The following is a 17,593-nucleotide window of genomic DNA, read 5'->3' as shown; positions in this document are numbered from 1 at the left end:
AAAGCTAAAAGCTAAAAGCTAAAAGCTAAAAGCTAAAAGCTAAAAGCTAAAAGCTAAAAGCTAAAAGCTAAAAGCTAAAAGCTAAAAGCTAAAAGCTAAAAGCTAAAAGCTAAAAGCTAAAAGCTAAAAGCTAAAAGCTAAAAGCCAATCCCCAATAAACGCATAATTCAGGAAATATATGTCTAAATTTCAATTTTTACTGATCTCTGCACTGATTTCCGCAGTTGTGATGCTATTTGTGGGTAGCCGCGATGGAAATCCCTTTGATTCAGTATTTCCGATCGCTGTCGTTATTGGTTTAGCGATCGTTGCTCAGAAATACTTATCTGAAAAAGTGTGGAGTCGCTTTGCCCGTTGGGTGAATGAGACGACAGGACGCAAAATCTTTTATGTGCGATCGCCAAGGCAAAAAGTTGCCCCAGAGCGCAAACTATTGCCACCGTCTAAACTGCATCGCCTCAAATAAAAAAAGGTGGCGCGATGCGCTGCCTTTTTTTATAAAGTGAAAAAATAAAAGCGGTGCATCGCGCCGCCTTTATTATGTATTTACATAATTAGAGAACTTCCAAATCATGACTAGTTACGCGATCTCTCATCAACCTTTGCGAGTTGGTATTGTTGGGTCTGGCTTTGTTGCCAAATTACGCGCTGAAATCTTCAGTCAAGATCCACGCATTACGCTGATGGCGATCGCAGGTAATCCCGAAAAAACACAGGAGATCGCCCAAGAATTTGCGATTTCCAATGTGCATCAATATTGGTCAGAACTAGTTGTGCGTCCTGATATTGACTTAGTAGTAATCTGTAATGTCAATCGCGATCATGGGGCTGTAGTGGGACAAGCCCTGCGATCGGGCAAGCATGTGATTGTCGAATATCCTCTTTCTTTTAATCTGGCTGAAGCTGAGGAATTAGTAAAACTTGCCCAGCAGCAAAATTTAATGCTCCATGTCGAACATATTGAACTATTGGGCGGTGTACATCAACTAGTAATGGAGCATCTAGCTAAAGTTGGTAAGCCTTTTTATGCTCGATATTCCACTAAAAGTCCACAGCGTCCTGTCCCAGACAAATGGACATACAAACCAGATTTATTTGGATTTCCCCTAACTGCGGCAGTTTCACGACTGAATCGAATAATAGTTCTGTTTGGGAAGGTGAGGGCTGTATCTTGTCAGTTGCGCTATAGGGGTGATCATTTACCACATCATTTTACTTCCTGTGTCTGTAATGCCCAACTTCAATTTGAGAATGGAGTTTTGGCTGATGTTAGCTATAGTAAAGGTGAAGACTTTTGGCAACCAGAAAGGGTTATGGAGTTGCAGGGTAGTCAAGGAGCGCTAATTTTTTCTGGTGACAAGGGGAAATTAATTACAGCAGATGGAGAAATGGAACTTGATGCAGGAACAACGCGAGGTTTATTTAAGAAGGATACCGAAAATGTTCTCTCGCATCTGTTTACAGGTACGCCACTCTACACTAACCATGAGAGTATTCTGCATTCCCTTGCGGTTGCTAATGCTGCCGAAAAGTCAGCTACCACCAATCAAATAGTCATTCTCTAGTAACTACTCAGGCTTACAATTTCCAGCAATTACCGATCAAACGAGCCACAAGAAAATTCTTAAAAGCGTTGCTTTGCAACACTTTTAAGAATTTTCTTGGTTTGGGTTTAGACGCAAAGCGCTGTTTGCATTGTCCGATGGTTGGTTCAGCAGCAAATAAAATAACGTGAGTTCGACGAACTTTAGACCTCAGAATCTTTATAAATCAATAGTCTTGGGATCTAAGCATACAAGCAAATCCAAATTATTATTGAAAATAAAGTCAATAGACTGCAAATCTGTGATTTATTGACTCCATTCTCAACAGGTTTGAACACTTTTATACAACACGATTCCTTGTAATCTTTACTAGGCAAGGACGACAGCCATCAAAATTCATCGAACTGACGTTAAAATAACGTGAGTTCGATATAGCCATTTGCGGCGTGCGAAGCACGCCGCAAATGGCGAAAAACGGTAAGAATTGCTTAGCGATTCTTACCATTTTTCGCTTTCGTCGAACTGACGTTATATTATGGGTTTTAGGGAAATTTTGGTTGTGTAAAACCAGAAAGCCTTTAACTGCTTTTTCTGCGGATTGCTGTCAATGATAGATAGCAACATTCCCATAAATTTCTGACTTATCCCTTAGTATAGAAGTAATTTTAGTAAGGGACTTGCGACTTAATAAGATACAAAATATAAAACCATAATCAGTGGGGCGGCTCCGCCGCCCCACTGATTATGGAAAATCTGGATTGGCATCATATTTTCTTGCAAATCCCTAACGTAGCTTCGCCACGTTACTAAAATTACTTCAGAGAACCCCAAGGAAATTTAGGAGCAAACTCATATGAGATATTTTCTGTTATGGTTTCTTTCCTTAACATTTGCGATGCTATCGTTGAATGCTCCCAAATCTGCGCGATCGCAGACTTCAGATCTAACACCACAGTTTAATAATAGTCAGTTTAATAATAGTCAGTTTAATAATAGTCAGTTTAATAATGATAATGACAGTCGTAATCCTAATGACTCACGAACGCCTTCGAGTAACGGACTCAATCCTTTTATAATCTTAAATCTAATTAATTCCTTAACTCGTTCTGGCAATAGCGATCAACAACAGGTGGATCTATCTCCTGATATTGCCGAAATTCGCGGACAAATCGGGCGACTATACTTTCTCTTAGCAAGGCAATATGCTTTTCAAAATCAATTGCCCGAAGCTTGTAATGCCCTCGAAAAAGGATATAGTGCCGAACTAGAGGCTTATTTACGCAAACGTCTGCGATCGCTTCACACCGACAGTAATGACTGCTATGCATCAGAAGTGGAGAGAATTTCTAAATTGACAGGCAGCCCGACAGCGCTAATTTATGTCACCACTTCTAGGGGGGGTTTAGAGTTAATTGGCGTACCACCTTCTACTCCTAATAAACCTGCGGGAATATTCTCACGTACTCGGATTGGTGCTAAGTCCTTAGATGAGAAAATGGGAATACCGATTTCTCAGAACAATCAAAATAGCGGTAAGCCTTTTCGGAAGGTAGCCTATAACACTACCACCGAAGAAGTTGATCGCGTAATCATTGATTTTCGCAATAATTTGCGCGATACCAGTTCCGAAGATTTCTTAACACAATCACAGCAACTTTATGACTGGGTGGTGCGCCCAATGGAATCTGAGCTAGAAAAAGCTCAAGTCAAAACCCTTGTATTTGTGATGAATGGTAATTTGCGCGTCGTGCCGCCAGCCGCCTTCCATGATGGCAAGCGTTATCTGATTGAGAAATATGCAGTCACAACGATTCCATCTTGGCAGTTAACGGAACCAAACCGTCCCGATCGCTCTCAAACCCCACAAATCTTAGCCATGGGGCTATCTGAATCCATCGAAGGATTGTCGCCTTTACCTGCTGCCAAAATAGAAGTTGAGACGATTTCTTCTCGGGTGCTAGTTGGCAAAAACTTTATGAATAGCGCATTTACTAAGGACAATTTGCGATCACAAACTAGCAGTCAAAATTTTGGAATTATCCACCTTGCCACCCATGCCAAATTTGTTAAACAATCTCAAGAGGAGTCTTTTATTCAATTTTGGGGCGATCGCTTACAAATGAATCAAATCTCGAAGATGAATCTAGTGACGGATTTATTGACCCTTAGTGCCTGTGAAACCGCAGTGGGGCAAAATCTAGGCTTAGCAGGTTTAGCAGTAGATTCGGGTGCGAAGAGTGTCTTAGCTTCGCTTTGGACAGTCAGTGATGCAGGTACGGCTCCCCTAATGATTCGTTTTTATCGTGGATTGCCCACAGCCCCCAGCAAAGCTATAGCCCTACAAGAGGCTCAATTAGCATTCTTACGTGGCGAAGTAACGATTAAGAATAACCAAATCCTTGGTATCAAAGGATTTCCCAATATTCCATTCCAAGTTGATACCAGAGGCGTTGATCTAAAACATCCCTACTATTGGTCTTCATTTGCCTTGATTGGCAATTGGCTTTAGCAAAAGAGACTGACTTTGCAAGTCTTTTTTGCTAAAGCCAATTGCTGTGGATGAGCTTTTCGGTTTTAAAGCATAATTGTAAATCTACACGAAGCAAGTTTTGCTGAAAACTAAGGTGATGGCATACTAGCGATTGCTAATTATCAACAAGACCATGCAAAATCCTGATTATTTTGAGGGCTTACCTTGGACTGCCGAAGCAAAAGTCAAGTACAAAAATATTCCCTACTTCGTAAGATCACAGGCACGTCAGAGAATTGAACAACTCGCTCAAGCCGCAGGTAGTGATACGATTACCGCAGAAATTGTCGAAAAAGCAAGAGTTGAGTTTGGACAGTGAATAACCCCATAGATATTGCAGCAAGTAATGGCGATCGCGGTTATTTGTTGACCGAGCAAGCAAATCCCCACAGCCAGAATTTGGATCGACTCAGTGCTTTAGAAATTGTCGAACTGTTTAACCAAGAAGATGCTAAAGCTGTTGTTGCGGTTGGCATCGAAAAAGAAGCGATCGCCGCCGCGATTACGACGATTGCTGAGGCGATCTCTAATGGTGGTCGATTGTTTTATGTTGGTGCTGGTACGAGTGGTCGGCTCGGTGTGCTAGATGCAGCCGAATGTCCACCCACTTTTTGTAGTGATCCTGAATTGATTCAAGGTATCTTGGCGGGTGGGATGAAGGCCATGGTACGTAGTTCCGAAGCCCTCGAAGATCGCGAAGATGACGGTGCAGATGCGATCGCCGAAAGAAATATATGCGATCTTGATGTTGTCTTTGGAATTACCGCAGGTGGAACCACGCCCTATGTTCATGGAGCGCTCAAGGAAGCCAAGTATCGAGGAGCGAAAACGATCTTTTTTTGCTGCGTGCCACCCGACCAATTTCCTAGACAATACGATATCGAGATCCGTCCTTTAGTAGGAGCCGAAGTTTTAACAGGATCAACTAGATTGAAGGCTGGGACAGCTACAAAACTTGTACTAAATACAATCTCGACAGGTGTGATGGTGCAGCTTGGTAAAGTTTATGGCAATCGGATGATCGATGTGTCTGTCACCAATAGTAAGCTTGAAGATCGCGCCATTCGGATTATTCGCGATCTCACATCGAGCAGTCGAGAGGATGCCGCCCAATTGCTAGAGAGATCGGGTAGGCGAGTGAAATTAGCTTTACTAATGCATTGGAAAAATTTAGATATGGCTACTGCCGAGCAATTGTTACAAGATGCTCAAGGTCATTTGGTTAAGGCTATGATGTAGGGCTATTTGCGCCCCGCACCATCGAAAATGCAGTATGTAGTAAAGCAACGTCAGTTCGACAAAAGCGAAAAATGGTAAGAATCGCTTAGCGATTCTTACCATTTTTTTTCGCCATTTGAGTCGTGCTTCGCACGCCGCAAATGGCTATATCGAACTCTCGTTACAGCGCAAAGCGCTGTAAGTTTACTGTCGGACTGGCAGACAAATTGTGCGGGTGATTTTACAATTAATACCTTGATATTGCTGACAAACTTGTTTTGCCGTATTTTCCGCTTCTATCATATCCGTTGACCAGCCTGAACCTGCGGCTCCATTAGAACCCTCGGCTAGAGACATACAGGCATTCCGCGCCCAGACTAGTATTTTGCAATCCCCTGAGCTAGAATTACTTTCGCATTCGCTCAAAGCTCTTGCTTCAGCATCCATTTGAGAAGTATAGTTCCAAGAGTAGCCTTTGTCTTGGGTTGAGGGGGAACGAGCGATCGCCCCAAAACTTGGCATAGCGGTATTAGTAGTTGAGATTGTAGAAGGTGACTCTGGGGTGTTTTTCTCTTCTATCTCTGACTCTAGTATTTCATCAGGACTGGGAGAAACGCCGGGAGAAACACTGGGGGGGATACTAGAATTAATTGGTGTTTGTGTAGCGTTGGGTTGGGGATTATTACCAGTTTGATTAGTTAATTTAGGTAACAGCATCGATGTAGCGATCGCCGCTGAAACTGATATTACTCCAGTCAAGACAATCCATAGAAATGGTTGAAACTTCGAGAATACTGGATTAGGAGCGGAGACTGTGACATGGGGCGTTGTGGCAGGATTTTGTGGTGCTGTTGGGATATGGGCCTGTGGGGTTGTTGGTGCAGATGCAGGCGCAGTCTCTCTACCTGTATTGGTAACTATAGTTGGCGATGAATCTGTGTTGAATAATGGATAGACGATCGCTTCAGTTGGAGCAATATTATTACTATTACTAATGTTAGTTGCACAAAGAGATTGCATTGCCTGTAAAGCATCGATCGCTGATTTATAGCGCTGACTAAAATGGGAAAACACCATTTTTTGGAGTACTTCGGCAAAAGCATTACTAACATCTGCGCGATCGCGCCACAGGATTTCGCCTGTATTTGCGTCTTCTTGCAAGCTATCAGGTGCAATACCCGTAAGAGCTTGGATGCCAATCATACCGACAGCATAAACATCACTACTGAGGCGAGGTTTCCCCCTAGCTTGCTCGCTTGGCATATATCCAGGGGAGCCAATGCTAACAGTAACATCGGTATGACCTTGGGAGTCAGTTTTTAATGCACTGATGTCTTTAACTGCGCCAAAGTCAATGAGAACAATTTTGCCATCTTGCCGACGGCGCATAATGTTGGTGAGTTTGATATCACGATGGATAATATTATTTTGATGAACAAAGGCGAGAACTTCTAAAATCTCCAGTAATAGAGTAGTTGTAGCAATCTCTGATAATCGTTGACCGATGGGAATTTCTTCGGCAAGGCTATGCCCTTCCACAAATTCTTGCACCAAAAAAAACTCATTGTTCTCTTCAAAATGAGCAAATAGATTCGGAATTTGGGGATGAGCATTTCCCAATTTATATAGATATTCCGCTTCCCGATCAAATAAACCTTTGGCGATCGGCAAAACATTGGGATTGGTGTCCTTAGGCTTGAGTTGCTTAACCACACAGGTGGGGTGTCCTGGTAAGTCTATATCTTGTGCTAAGTAGGTATCACCAAATCCCCCACTCCCTAAAACTGTGAGGATTTTATACCGATTCTTTAATGTTTTGCCTACTAACATAGTTACTTACCAAGTTACAGAACTTTGCTTCACCAATAATTTGCTTGATCACAACATATTTATTGTCAGGCTAATTGCTATAGTATCAGCCTATATTAAACCCAGAGCAGTGATGGCGCAAAGCACCGCCACTTTCTACTTTGATAACTGGCGACAGCTATAGCGATCCTAAATGATTTGTAAGATTTGGAGGGTTGTGAGAGTTCGCCCCGAAGGGGCGCACTCTCACAACCTATTTAGGATTGCTATATATAACTTTAAGCTTAACAAACAGAGCTATGATTGAGCTAATGTGCTGAATTAAATGCTGAATTTAGATATTGAATGCAAAATAACAAAGAGATTAAAAAAGCGATTGTATTAGGGGTTTCTGGGGCATCTGGCATGATTTATGCCGTGCGATCGCTCAAATTTTTATTAAATAATCATTACAACGTCGATCTGGTGGCTTCTAAGGCGGCGATGATGGTGTGGCAATCGGAAAATAATATTGCCATGCCAAGTAATTTGCGATCGCAAGAACAGTTTTGGCGCGATCGCAGTGAGACACATGATGGCAAACTAACTTGTCATCAATTTGCCGATGTGGGGGCGACGATCGCTAGTGGTTCATTTCGGACATTGGGAATGCTGGTAATTCCTTGCAGTATGGCAACGGTGGCGAAGATTGCTCATGGATTAAGTTCTGATTTGTTAGAGCGGGCTGCGGATGTCCATCTCAAAGAAGGACGAAGATTGGTAATCGTACCGCGTGAAACGCCATTAAGCTTGATCCATTTGCGAAATCTCACCGCTTTAGCGGAAGCTGGGGCGAGAATTGTCCCAGCGATTCCTGCTTGGTATCACAACCCGCAGACGATCAATGATTTGGTGGATTTTGTGATTGCGAGAGCGCTCGATCAACTGGATATTGATGCAGATTTAATCCAGCGCTGGCAGGGTAGAATTCCTTCTAATATGGTCACAGGAGATGCTGAACTATGACGAGATCGCGTTTTTCTGAAACCGCAAATGCTGTTAACAAGAAATCTTCAGGTGCGATCATGATCGCGCAACTCGTAGTCTTAGGGATTACGATAACCTTACTTGCAGCTATCTTTGTCCAAAATTTACAGCCTGCGGTGCAGATTTTCTTTTTAGGTCAAAAGACGATTGCGATTCCCCTGAGTTTTGCCATGTTAGCTGCATTTGTTGGTGGCGGTTTTCTAGCATTTGTGATTAATGCGATCGCTTCATGGCGGCATAATCTCTTAATTCGTCGGGCTGTGATTGCCTCTGGCTCTGGTAAAGAGAGCAAAGAACAGGTTAAAGCCAATCCATCTCAGTACAAAGAAGAAATTGTTGAAGATGATTATGAGGATGAAGAATATGAAGAGGAGGAAGAGGAGTATGAAGATGATGATGAAGAGGAAGAATATGAAGACGATGATCCTGATACCGTTCCCTATGGCGATCGCCCAAATATGAAATCTAAAAATTCGCGTCAAGTTAAACGCGATCGTCCTCCCCTTGACGCAAAATTTATCAAGTAAGTTGGTGAGTAAACAAGCGCAATTAGTAGGTAGCCAAGATCTCCGACTTTTTCTGTAAATGCACAAACTATCCTTGCTCGCACAAAAAAAGTCGGAGATCTAAACCTATCAGTTATCAAAGTAAAGCCGCTAAAGACTAATGAGCTTTTATCTACCAATATTTTTGCTGTTATTGATTGGATTGCGATGCATCTTTTGGCTATTTGCCCCACCAAATCCTGATGAAGCTTACTATTGGCTATGGGGGCAGCATTTAGACTTTTCCTACTACGATCATCCACCGTTGCAGGCATGGTTACAGGGATGGATAACTGCATGGTTCGGTAAATCTCTGCTCACCTTGCGATCGCTAAATCTCGTTACTAGCAGCGTCTTCTTTTATACCTATTACTGCATTCTCCAATATCTTTATCAAGAAAGAGTCAGTCGTTATATTTGGTGGGTGGTTCTCGCAGTCATGGCTTCACCTTTGTATAACATGATGCTTTCCTTGGCATGGCATGACCATTTAGCGATCGTTCTTAGTCTTGTTGGTGCATATCTATGCATTCGCTTTCTTGATGAATATTTAATCAATGGCAAAGGATCAAGTTGGCGACTATATGGCAGTGCGATCGCCCTCTCTCTAGCCCATATCACTAAATATAATTCGCTGTTTATGACATTGGGCTTATTAGCAGCGATCGCTTCAGATTCACAATTAAGAAGATTATTTAAAGATATCCGCTTGTGGTTATGTGTTGGTATTAGTGCGATCGGATTTCTGCCTGTGTTTTATTGGAACTACAGCAATAATTTTGTGTCTTTCCGTTTCTATGCAAATCGGAGTGTCGATAGTGGAACTGTGATTATGCGATTGTTAGAACCACTGGGCTTCATTGGTATTTCCCTATTAATGCTTTCACCATTTTTAGCATGGTTGCTCTGGCGAGGCTTTCGCAAGGCAAATGGGCTATACAAAAGAGTAGCGTTTTGGACATTTATCACTTCTACAGGTTTATTGATGGTAGTGTCGCTGTTTTCTACGGCGCTCTATTATTGGAATATTCATGCTTATTTATTGTTATTTCCATTGTTGCCTTTAGCTTTAGCAGATTGCCCTCACCCCCCTGCCCCCTCTCCCAAAGGGAGAGGGGGGGAGAATTTGCAAATTTTTTATGGAGCAGAAGTCTTTGGAATATTATTCGCAATTTTATTTGTGTGGAATTCCTGTATATTCCCAGTGAGTGCCATATTTGGGAAGGATGGCGATCAAGATGGCAGGATGATTTACGGATGGCAGGAGGTGGCTGCTGAAGTACAGAAAATCAGCAATACTTTGCCAGAAAAGCCTTTGTTAATTACTTCTGATTATCGTTCGGCAGCAGCACTTGCCTATGAGATGGGAAATCCTGATGTGACGGCTATATCTAAGCGGATTAGTCAATTTACAATTTGGAATCTAGAGAATGCAGCACAACAGAAGGGTAAAAATGCCATTTTAATTTCTGACCAATGGTATCCCCTTACCGATGAAGCGATCGCCCATTTTGATCAAGTTACTTCTATTAGTAATGTGGCGATCGCTAGATTTGGACTGTATTTGAAGACCTATGAAATTGCGATCGGGCAAAACTACAAACCATAAAACATTGACGTAACTCCGAAGAATGGTATGCCAAAATATAGCCTATCAATTGCTCTTCCTTTATATAAATCTATAGCAATGCAAGAGATAGATAGGACAAATCAAAACCAAAAAGATGAGTAGCGGCGCAAAGCGCCGACACTCATCTTTTTGGTTTTATGTCCTAAGCAAAACTTACATTGCTATAGCTATCCATAGAATTAGTGGTGCGACGCTTTGCGCCACATCACTAATTCTTATCGATATAGCCATTTGCGGCGTGCTTCGCACGCCGCAAATGGCAGAAAATGGTAAGAATCGCTTAGCGATTCTTACCATTTTCTGCTTTCGTCGAACTGACGTTTATTTAGGAAGGGAATATCTACAGCGCTTTGCGCTCAACCCCAAACCAAGGAAAAAAATTGAAAGCGTTGCTTTGCAACGCTTTCAATTTTTTTCGTGTGGTTCGTTTGATCGGTAATTGCAGTAAGTAATATCAAAGTACAAAATGGCTTAGCCATTTTGTACTTTGATATTACTTACTGACTTTGTTTTTTAATTCACAAAGTGTGACCACACTTTTATGAATTGTTATAATTCGCCTAAAATGTGAAAGTTGTGCGAATAGCGCCGACGGTAATAGTATCACTGCCCGAAGTTTGTACAGGATTAAAAATAAATAGCACCCCTGGGGTAATACTAATATTGTCATTTAGACTCATCCGATAAAACAACTCTAAATGAGTGGTTGAGGCAGGCTGACCACCAAAGTCTCCTGGGGCAACACCAGACAAACCGATCGCACTAGGAATGTTAAACGCAGGTACTCCTCCAGAAGTAAGGTTACTGCTGGTAATCTTGGGAGGCTGTCCCACGTAGATACCGCCCAAGTTACCTTCAGCAAATAAGTCGGGGAAGTTTAAAAACGCCATCCAATTAAATGTGTCAACTGAACCACCGAGTCCTGCATCTCTAGTAGCCGATGTAGTGTAGCCAGCCCATCCACCTAAAGTAATTTGAGGAGAGATTCTCCATGTTGCCGTACCACCAAAGGCATTAGTGGAGAAACGCCCTGCGATCGGACCAAGCAAGTTATCGCCAATGCCTGTATTTAAGCTGGCGTTGGTGGTATAGGAATTAAGGTAATAAAGTGCGAGATCAATGGCATCACTGGGAGTAAGCGCCAGTTGCACACCTGCGGTAAAAGGCCCACCTGTTAAACCATTGTTGGGGTCTGAAGCTAATGCTGCCGCATAAACGCCTTGCAAGCTGATGTTATCGCTGATTTGCCAGTCAAAACCAATACCAGCTTGCCCTGGAAAGTTGAGGATGGGGTTGCGTTGAGCAAAGGCAGAGAGCGCACCTTGACCCGCGCTTTCATAACGGTTCGGGCCACGAAATACACTTGATGGAGCAACCCCTGCTGCACCTACGATCACTGCAAGGTTATCGCCCACTAAAAAGCGATAGGACAAATCACTCAATTGCAGTGAATTACCTGTATCCAACTCATATCCAAGGCGAGTATAAGAATTGGTTAGAAAGTTATTGTTGGCAAAAAGTGTCGAAGCGGTGGAAGCATTGCCTGCTTGGATACCTGTTAACAAAAGACTGCGATTGTCAAACTGGGTGACTAGGCTGAGTTGCAGGTTATAGCCAAAGGTAAGATTAGTCGCATCATCGACGGTGTTGCGTGTACCATCTCTAGGAGTGAGACTGCCCGTATTTGGCAAACGGCTTTGCAGTCCAAAAATAGCTTGACCAAATAGCTTTGTTGTAGTCGAGAATTGCTGAGCTTCAAGTTTGGTGGTTTTAGCGTCGAGAGCATCAACTCGACCGCGTAATGTAGCAAGTTCTGTGGCAAATTCTTCTTGTAGCTTTTTCAACGAGATGATATCGTCCGAACCAACCTTGTCGGCTAGTCCTGCGGAGATGATTTCGTTGATTTTATCGAGACAAGCATTTAACCCAGCGGCAAATTCATAACGACTAGTAGCTTGTCTACCGCGAAAGGTACTGTCTGGATAGCCTGCGATGCAACCATAGCGCTCAACGAGGGATTGTAATGCTGTGAAAGCCCAGTCTGTAGGTTTAACATCACTTAGTTGCGAAACTGAAGTAACCCCCTGAGCATTAAGACTTAGTTTCGCGCGATCGCTGGTTTTGACAGGTTTTGATTGACCTAATTCAGTATTAATTGCCCGAATAATTTCTGAATCAGTACTAGGATTGTTGGAAACTTGTAATGTCTGTGATTGATTGACTGTAATGGCAGGTATGATCATTGGATCATTGCCAATTGACCGAACTAGTTCAGATTCCTTTGTAGCGATCGCGGATTCCTTTTGAACTTCAGCTTGAGCATAGTTGGGATGCAAAGCGCTAGCCATCAATGTTGATGCGATCGTTGTTGCTGTAAGTGCAACTAAATTGATCGAGTTACTAGATCTGGATTTGAGCATAAACATTTACAATCCTCACATGATCACTGTATTTAGGTACAAAGGCACACTTCTGCGAAAGACGAATTTTTTTTTAATTAGTTCCTTACTATTTAAAAGATTTTTGCGGATTTTTGCAAAGTCTGTATATAAGATTATTTAATTTGTACTAGATATGCCCCGTATTTCCCAGCTAACCTACGATCGCGGAACCTTAATTCTCCATCCACCACCTAAAGGTAAATCATGGATTGAATTTGCAACATGGGACGATCGCATTGAGAAGTTTCGCATCCCTGCTAATCGTTATCGTGAGTTGATTTTGACTCTACGCTCAGAAGGCATTGCCATCGAAGATAAGTCACGGGGATATCAAGAAATTAACTTGATTTCTCACACCAAAATGGAACCCTATCCACATCAGAGTGAAGCTCTAGCAGCATGGCAGCGAGTCGGGAAATGTGGTGTGGTGGTTTTACCGACTGCTGCGGGTAAAACTTATCTAGCCCAGTTAGCGATGCAAGTCACCAATCGCAGCACCTTGGTTATTGTGCCAACCCTCGATCTGATGCATCAGTGGTATGCCCATTTATTGGCGGCGTTTCCTGATGTGGAGATTGGTTTATTGGGCGGTGGTTCCCGCGATCGCACAGCAATTCTCGTTTCAACCTATGACAGTGCCGCGATTCAAGCGGAAGCTTTAGGCAATCTCTACGGCTTGATCGTGTTTGATGAATGCCACCATTTACCCACTGACTTTAATCGCGTGATTGCGGAATATGCGATCGCGCCCTATCGCCTCGGATTAACCGCTACACCTGAACGTAGTGATGGCAAACATGCCGATTTAGAACTTCTCATCGGTGAAGAAGTCTACCGCAAATCTGCTGAAGACTTAGCAGGGCAAGCTTTAGCCGAACATAAAATCGTGCAGATTAAAGTTTCTCTTTCAGAAAAAGAACGCGATCGCTATGATTCTTTAATTCAAAGTCGGAACCAGTTTTTAAAGGAATCAAAAATTTCCCTCGGTAGTCTCGAAGGTTGGCAAAGATTTGTCCAAGCAAGTGCGCGATCGCAGGCAGGTCGAAGAGCAATGCTCGCCCACCGTGAATCGAAGGAATTATCTTTAGGAACAGAATCAAAATTACGAGTCTTGTCAGATTTACTGGCTCAACATTTCGGCGAACGGATTCTGATTTTTACCAATGACAACGCTACGGTTTATCGCATCTCGCAGGATTTACTAATTCCAGCCCTTACTCACCAAACTCCCGTGAAGGAACGCCACGAAATTCTAACTTTCTTTCGTGAGGGTAAATATAAAACTCTAGTTGCTTCCCATGTTTTAAATGAAGGTGTGGATGTACCTGATGCGCGAATTGCCATCCTCCTATCAGGTACAGGTTCAGCCAGAGAATATATTCAGCGTTTGGGGCGGGTGTTGCGGCGCGGCACTGAGGCAAATAAACAAGCAATTCTCTATGAAGTAGTGACTGAAGATACTAGTGAAGTAAGGACTTCAGAAAGGCGCAGGGGAATTGAGCGATCGCGTTCAGAACAGAAACAGGACAATGTGGTGCAAATAGGAATTAAGTACGATGCAGATATCCATAAAAAACAACCAATCGCTGCTGAAATTTCCAATGATTACGATAAAAAATAGAATGGGGCGCTAAGCGCCCCATTCTATTTTTTTGCTTGCTAACGAGCTACAAGAAAAAAATTTAAAAGCGTTGAGAAGCAACGCTTTTAAATTTTTTTCTTGATTTGGTTTTGAGCGCAAAGCGCTGTAAAAAAAATGTATACATTTTTTGACGTAAAAAACCAGAAAAAATCGTTTAAAATAAGTTAGACCGCAATCATTTGGTAGCCGTTATGGAACTTGCAGCATACATATATGATGCATGGGCATATGAACAAGCCAATCAAGGGACAACAGATCAGCATCTGATTACTTGTGACGAGCTTTGTGCTGACAAAGAGCAGGTAAATAAGTTTGACTGGAATTTCATCGCGATTAAACAGCAAGCCTCTTTACTATCCGCGATCGCCTTTAGCTTCAGTGGATTACTCTGGAATTTAGCCCCTGCGATGGCAACCCATGTACTAGAGCCATCGGTGAATGTTGCACCTTGGTGTAACAATTTGTATCTTTGCAACACCAGCTATATGTTGGAAGTCCAGACATTGCTAGCCCAGCGTGGGTTTGCCGTAGGTGCAATTGATGGGGTCTATGGTCGCTATACCAAGCAAGCCGTGATTGACTTTCAAAGAACTCAACCCAATCTAGTTGCCGATGGTATTCCGGGGGAACAAACCTTGGCTTTGTTGCGAAACTCATCTGTGAGTAAGCCTTTAGCACCTCAGCCACAAAATCAACCTATAGGTAACCCGACTAGTAGCGATCGGGTAAGCCAGACACAAAACCAAACAATTGTGATTGTGCGGTCAAATAACCCTCCAGCCAGCAACTTTCAACAGCCAGCGATAAGTGAGATTGGCAATTTGCAAATGCTACTGAAACGAAGGGGATTTTATCAAGGTGAAATCGATGGACAGTTGGGGCAAACTACAACTAACGCCATATTGAGAGCGCAAAAAGCTTATGCCTTAGCTCAAGATGGCTTTGTAGGTCCTTTGACTATTCGCGCCCTATTAGCTGGTGGCAACAATCTTCCCCTCACTCAGCCTGCTTTTCCCAGATTGCCGACTACTGAAGATGTCTTAGCAATCCAAACATTACTCAAGGAACGAGGCTTTTATGATGCGGATCTTAATGGTTTATACGATATGCAGACCAAGGCAGGTATTTTGAAGGCTCAACTTGCTTATGGACAAGTCGCCACAGGTGATTTGTCTACAGATGTACTGACAGCTCTCAAATCTCAAAATCCTGCTCAGACTATTGCTCAAATCACATCCAGTAATGCTAATCCAACCGTTCAGCCAATTCTAAGTCCTAGCAGCAATCCGTTAGGAAATGGAACTCAAGTTCCAACCTCTAGTCAAAATGCACCAGCAGCCAAAAATGCCAATTCCTCCTAAATAAATACTGAGTAAATCTCATCCATTAAAGCTGAATTTTTCTCAATCGCTAATCTTAACTTCAATCCAAATAAGGTCTAATTATGGAACTCCTAGCATATATCCAAGAAGAATCTATCTATACCGATGATGCGATCGCCAATGAAAGTACTGAAAGTACTGAAGCTTTCCAAACATGGCTCAAGAAATTAACTACTAAATCTGCAAAACTTAGTTTGAGTGTACTCCTGACAGGAGCTACTCTCATGGTTGGCTTAGGATCTACCTTCAATGCTTTAGCTGCTGAGACCCCATCCTCGGATGTGAAATATGTGCAGTCGCTACTAGCCAAAAATGGCTTTGATCCTGGGGCGATCGATGGTATTTCAGGGTCTTCAACTAAAAATGCCATTCTCCGCGCCCAAAAAGCCTTTGGACTTACTCCCGATGGGATTGTCGGTAGTCAAACGATCGCCGCCCTCGAAGGGGGCAAAGTCTCAGATGCGATCACCACAAAAGCGAATGCTGCTGAGGCTGTTGCCGCAGTTGAAACTACTACTAGCGTTTCATCAACTGTGATGAATCTTCAGAAATTGCTAGCTGACCGTGGTTTTTATAACGGTGCTGTTGACGGCATCATGGGATCTCAGACTCGCTCGGCGATCGTGGCGGCTCAGAAAGCTTATAACCTCACAGCCGATGGTGTTGCAGGCCCGCAAACCTTAGCAGCGCTAGAGTCAGATGGTGGTAAACCTAAAGCTATGCCCATCATCACCACTGCAACTACTAAAAGTACAGAAGTTTCCAAGCTGCAAGAATTGCTTAGCAAACGTGGTTTTTATAACGGCGCTGTTGACGGCATCATGGGACCACAGACTCGCTCGGCGATCATTGCTGCTCAGAAAAACTATGGCTTAGTCACCGATGGGATTGCAGGTGTTCAAACTATGGCTGCCCTTGAATCAGGAGCAAGCACTGTTAGTATTGCCAGCAAGAACGCGCCAACATCCTCAACCACCACTGCGGCGGCTGGAGATAAAAATGTTGTAGAACTCCAGCAGTTGCTAGCCAAGCGTGGTTTTTATAATGGGGTGATCGATGGAATCAAAGGGGCGCAGACTAATGCTGCGATCGCTGCGGCTCAGAAAGCCTATGGCTTAACAACCGATGGTATTGTAGGTCCTCAAACGCTCGCTGCACTGCAATCAGATGCCAGACCATCAGCCACCGTCACACCAGCTAGTAACCAAGCAACAAACAATGTAACTACTACTAACGATGGTGGGGTTGCTAATTTACAAAACTTGCTAACCGATCGCGGATTTTATAATGGACCAATTACAGGATTTCTGGGACCACGTACTAGAGATGCTATTATTGCTGCTCAAAAAGCCTATGGGTTAACAGCAGATGGTGTGGCTGGTGCAAGAACGATCGCCGCTCTAGAGGCAGGTGCGCCCAAGCAACAGGTGGCGGCAACAAATGTCACGCCAGCGATTCGTGTGGAAACCAAACCACAAGTACCCCCTCAACCAACAACCCAACCCCAAGCAGCCGCTACCCCTCAACCCACAATCCAAGCAACTCCTCAACCTACCGCTCCATTAGTACAACCCACAACAGCCCCCCCAGTAGCTCAGCCTACAACACCAGCAACAACGGCTAATACCCAAGTCTCAGAATTGCAAAAATTACTGACTCAGAGAGGTTTCTACACAGGTAAGGTAGATGGCGTATTGAGTGGCGAAACTCGTAATGCGATCGTTAGAGCGCAAAACTTTTACACGATTAGCCCTGCTGATGGCTCGCCAAGCAATAAACTAATTGATAGTCTCACTAAAGATACATTCATTTCCGAAGGCAATTAA

The 17,593-nt window shown here is 43.2% G+C and carries 14 protein-coding genes and 1 pseudogene; 12 read left to right on the top strand and 3 right to left on the bottom strand.

The window, feature by feature from the left end; all coding sequences use genetic code 11:
• The first annotated feature begins 178 nt into the window (after positions 1 to 178).
• Both VB775_RS05020 and VB775_RS05015 read left to right on the top strand, forming a co-directional pair.
• Entirely contained in the window at positions 179 to 466 is a 288-nt protein-coding gene (locus VB775_RS05020; RefSeq protein WP_281009202.1) for a hypothetical protein, read from the top strand.
• 106 nt (positions 467 to 572) lie between these two features.
• Entirely contained in the window at positions 573 to 1,565 is a 993-nt protein-coding gene (locus VB775_RS05015) for a Gfo/Idh/MocA family protein (RefSeq protein WP_281009201.1), read from the top strand.
• A 319-nt stretch (positions 1,566 to 1,884) separates the two neighbouring features.
• Here VB775_RS05015 and VB775_RS26360 read toward each other — a convergent pair.
• Positions 1,885 to 2,136, bottom strand: a pseudogene (locus VB775_RS26360) (hypothetical protein); the annotation flags it as partial.
• Positions 2,137 to 2,397: 261 nt separating this feature from the next.
• Here VB775_RS26360 and VB775_RS05010 point away from each other — a divergent pair.
• From VB775_RS05010 to murQ, 3 genes are all read left to right on the top strand, one after another.
• Positions 2,398 to 4,053, top strand: a complete 1,656-nt coding sequence (locus VB775_RS05010) for a CHAT domain-containing protein (RefSeq protein WP_281009200.1) — start codon at positions 2,398 to 2,400, stop codon at positions 4,051 to 4,053.
• Between the two features lie 154 nt (positions 4,054 to 4,207).
• On the top strand, positions 4,208 to 4,393 hold the full coding sequence (locus tag VB775_RS05005) for a PCP reductase family protein (RefSeq protein WP_281009199.1): 186 nt from the start codon (positions 4,208 to 4,210) through the stop codon (positions 4,391 to 4,393).
• The gene (gene murQ, locus VB775_RS05000; RefSeq protein ID WP_281009198.1) at positions 4,390 to 5,313 is read left to right on the top strand and encodes an N-acetylmuramic acid 6-phosphate etherase; all 924 of its coding nucleotides are present in this window, start codon (positions 4,390 to 4,392) and stop codon (positions 5,311 to 5,313) included. The genes VB775_RS05005 and murQ overlap by 4 nt, the downstream gene beginning before the upstream one ends.
• A 183-nt stretch (positions 5,314 to 5,496) precedes the next feature.
• Here murQ and VB775_RS04995 read toward each other — a convergent pair whose 3' ends face one another.
• Positions 5,497 to 7,122 (bottom strand): protein kinase domain-containing protein, encoded by a 1,626-nt coding sequence (locus VB775_RS04995; RefSeq protein WP_281009197.1) that lies wholly within the window; start codon positions 7,120 to 7,122, stop codon positions 5,497 to 5,499.
• Between the two features lie 324 nt (positions 7,123 to 7,446).
• Here VB775_RS04995 and VB775_RS04990 point away from each other — a divergent pair, with 324 nt between their 5' ends.
• From VB775_RS04990 to VB775_RS04975, 4 genes are all read left to right on the top strand, one after another.
• On the top strand, positions 7,447 to 8,106 hold the full coding sequence (locus VB775_RS04990; protein ID WP_281009196.1) for a flavin prenyltransferase UbiX: 660 nt from the start codon (positions 7,447 to 7,449) through the stop codon (positions 8,104 to 8,106).
• Positions 8,103 to 8,654: a LapA family protein gene (locus VB775_RS04985; protein ID WP_281009195.1), complete on the top strand. Its 552-nt coding sequence runs from the start codon at positions 8,103 to 8,105 to the stop codon at positions 8,652 to 8,654. The genes VB775_RS04990 and VB775_RS04985 overlap by 4 nt, the downstream gene beginning before the upstream one ends.
• Positions 8,655 to 8,793: 139 nt before the next feature.
• Positions 8,794 to 10,281 carry an ArnT family glycosyltransferase gene (locus VB775_RS04980; RefSeq protein ID WP_281009194.1) on the top strand — a complete coding sequence of 496 codons (1,488 nt, stop codon included), beginning with the start codon at positions 8,794 to 8,796 and terminating at the stop codon, positions 10,279 to 10,281.
• A 115-nt stretch (positions 10,282 to 10,396) separates the two neighbouring features.
• Positions 10,397 to 10,741, top strand: a complete 345-nt coding sequence (locus VB775_RS04975; protein ID WP_281009193.1) for a hypothetical protein — start codon at positions 10,397 to 10,399, stop codon at positions 10,739 to 10,741.
• Between the two features lie 121 nt (positions 10,742 to 10,862).
• Here VB775_RS04975 and VB775_RS04970 read toward each other — a convergent pair whose 3' ends face one another.
• Complete coding sequence (locus tag VB775_RS04970) at positions 10,863 to 12,722, bottom strand: iron uptake porin (protein WP_281009192.1); 1,860 nt, start codon at positions 12,720 to 12,722, stop codon at positions 10,863 to 10,865.
• 154 nt (positions 12,723 to 12,876) lie between these two features.
• On the opposite strand from VB775_RS04970, the gene VB775_RS04965 reads away from it, so the two are divergent.
• The 3 genes from VB775_RS04965 to VB775_RS04955 all read left to right on the top strand — a co-directional run bounded on the left by VB775_RS04965 (position 12,877) and on the right by VB775_RS04955 (position 17,593).
• Positions 12,877 to 14,364 carry a DEAD/DEAH box helicase gene (locus VB775_RS04965; protein WP_281009191.1) on the top strand — a complete coding sequence of 496 codons (1,488 nt, stop codon included), beginning with the start codon at positions 12,877 to 12,879 and terminating at the stop codon, positions 14,362 to 14,364.
• A 212-nt stretch (positions 14,365 to 14,576) separates the two neighbouring features.
• On the top strand, positions 14,577 to 15,746 hold the full coding sequence (locus VB775_RS04960) for a peptidoglycan-binding domain-containing protein (protein ID WP_281009190.1): 1,170 nt from the start codon (positions 14,577 to 14,579) through the stop codon (positions 15,744 to 15,746).
• Positions 15,747 to 15,829: 83 nt separating this feature from the next.
• On the top strand, positions 15,830 to 17,593 hold the full coding sequence (locus VB775_RS04955; RefSeq protein WP_281009189.1) for a peptidoglycan-binding domain-containing protein: 1,764 nt from the start codon (positions 15,830 to 15,832) through the stop codon (positions 17,591 to 17,593).

The sequence above is a fragment of the Pseudanabaena sp. CCNP1317 genome, assembly GCF_034931345.1.
Classification (GTDB): domain Bacteria; phylum Cyanobacteriota; class Cyanobacteriia; order Pseudanabaenales; family Pseudanabaenaceae; genus Pseudanabaena; species Pseudanabaena galeata.
Note: the sequence above shows the minus strand (reverse complement) of the source record. Positions and strands in the feature narration are given on the sequence as shown.

Bases quoted from the DNA above. Each gene is read 5' to 3' on its own strand.
- VB775_RS05020 (WP_281009202.1), top strand. From the start codon at position 179: ATGTCTAAATTTCAATTTTTACTGATCTCTGCACTGATTTCCGCAGTT.
- VB775_RS05015 (WP_281009201.1), top strand. From the start codon at position 573: ATGACTAGTTACGCGATCTCTCATCAACCTTTGCGAGTTGGTATTGTT.
- VB775_RS05010 (WP_281009200.1), top strand. From the start codon at position 2,398: ATGAGATATTTTCTGTTATGGTTTCTTTCCTTAACATTTGCGATGCTA.
- VB775_RS05005 (WP_281009199.1), top strand. From the start codon at position 4,208: ATGCAAAATCCTGATTATTTTGAGGGCTTACCTTGGACTGCCGAAGCA.
- VB775_RS04995 (WP_281009197.1), bottom strand. From the start codon at position 7,122: ATGTTAGTAGGCAAAACATTAAAGAATCGGTATAAAATCCTCACAGTT.
- VB775_RS04990 (WP_281009196.1), top strand. From the start codon at position 7,447: ATGCAAAATAACAAAGAGATTAAAAAAGCGATTGTATTAGGGGTTTCT.
- VB775_RS04985 (WP_281009195.1), top strand. From the start codon at position 8,103: ATGACGAGATCGCGTTTTTCTGAAACCGCAAATGCTGTTAACAAGAAA.
- VB775_RS04980 (WP_281009194.1), top strand. From the start codon at position 8,794: ATGAGCTTTTATCTACCAATATTTTTGCTGTTATTGATTGGATTGCGA.
- VB775_RS04975 (WP_281009193.1), top strand. From the start codon at position 10,397: ATGAGTAGCGGCGCAAAGCGCCGACACTCATCTTTTTGGTTTTATGTC.
- VB775_RS04970 (WP_281009192.1), bottom strand. From the start codon at position 12,722: ATGCTCAAATCCAGATCTAGTAACTCGATCAATTTAGTTGCACTTACA.
- VB775_RS04965 (WP_281009191.1), top strand. From the start codon at position 12,877: ATGCCCCGTATTTCCCAGCTAACCTACGATCGCGGAACCTTAATTCTC.
- VB775_RS04960 (WP_281009190.1), top strand. From the start codon at position 14,577: ATGGAACTTGCAGCATACATATATGATGCATGGGCATATGAACAAGCC.
- VB775_RS04955 (WP_281009189.1), top strand. From the start codon at position 15,830: ATGGAACTCCTAGCATATATCCAAGAAGAATCTATCTATACCGATGAT.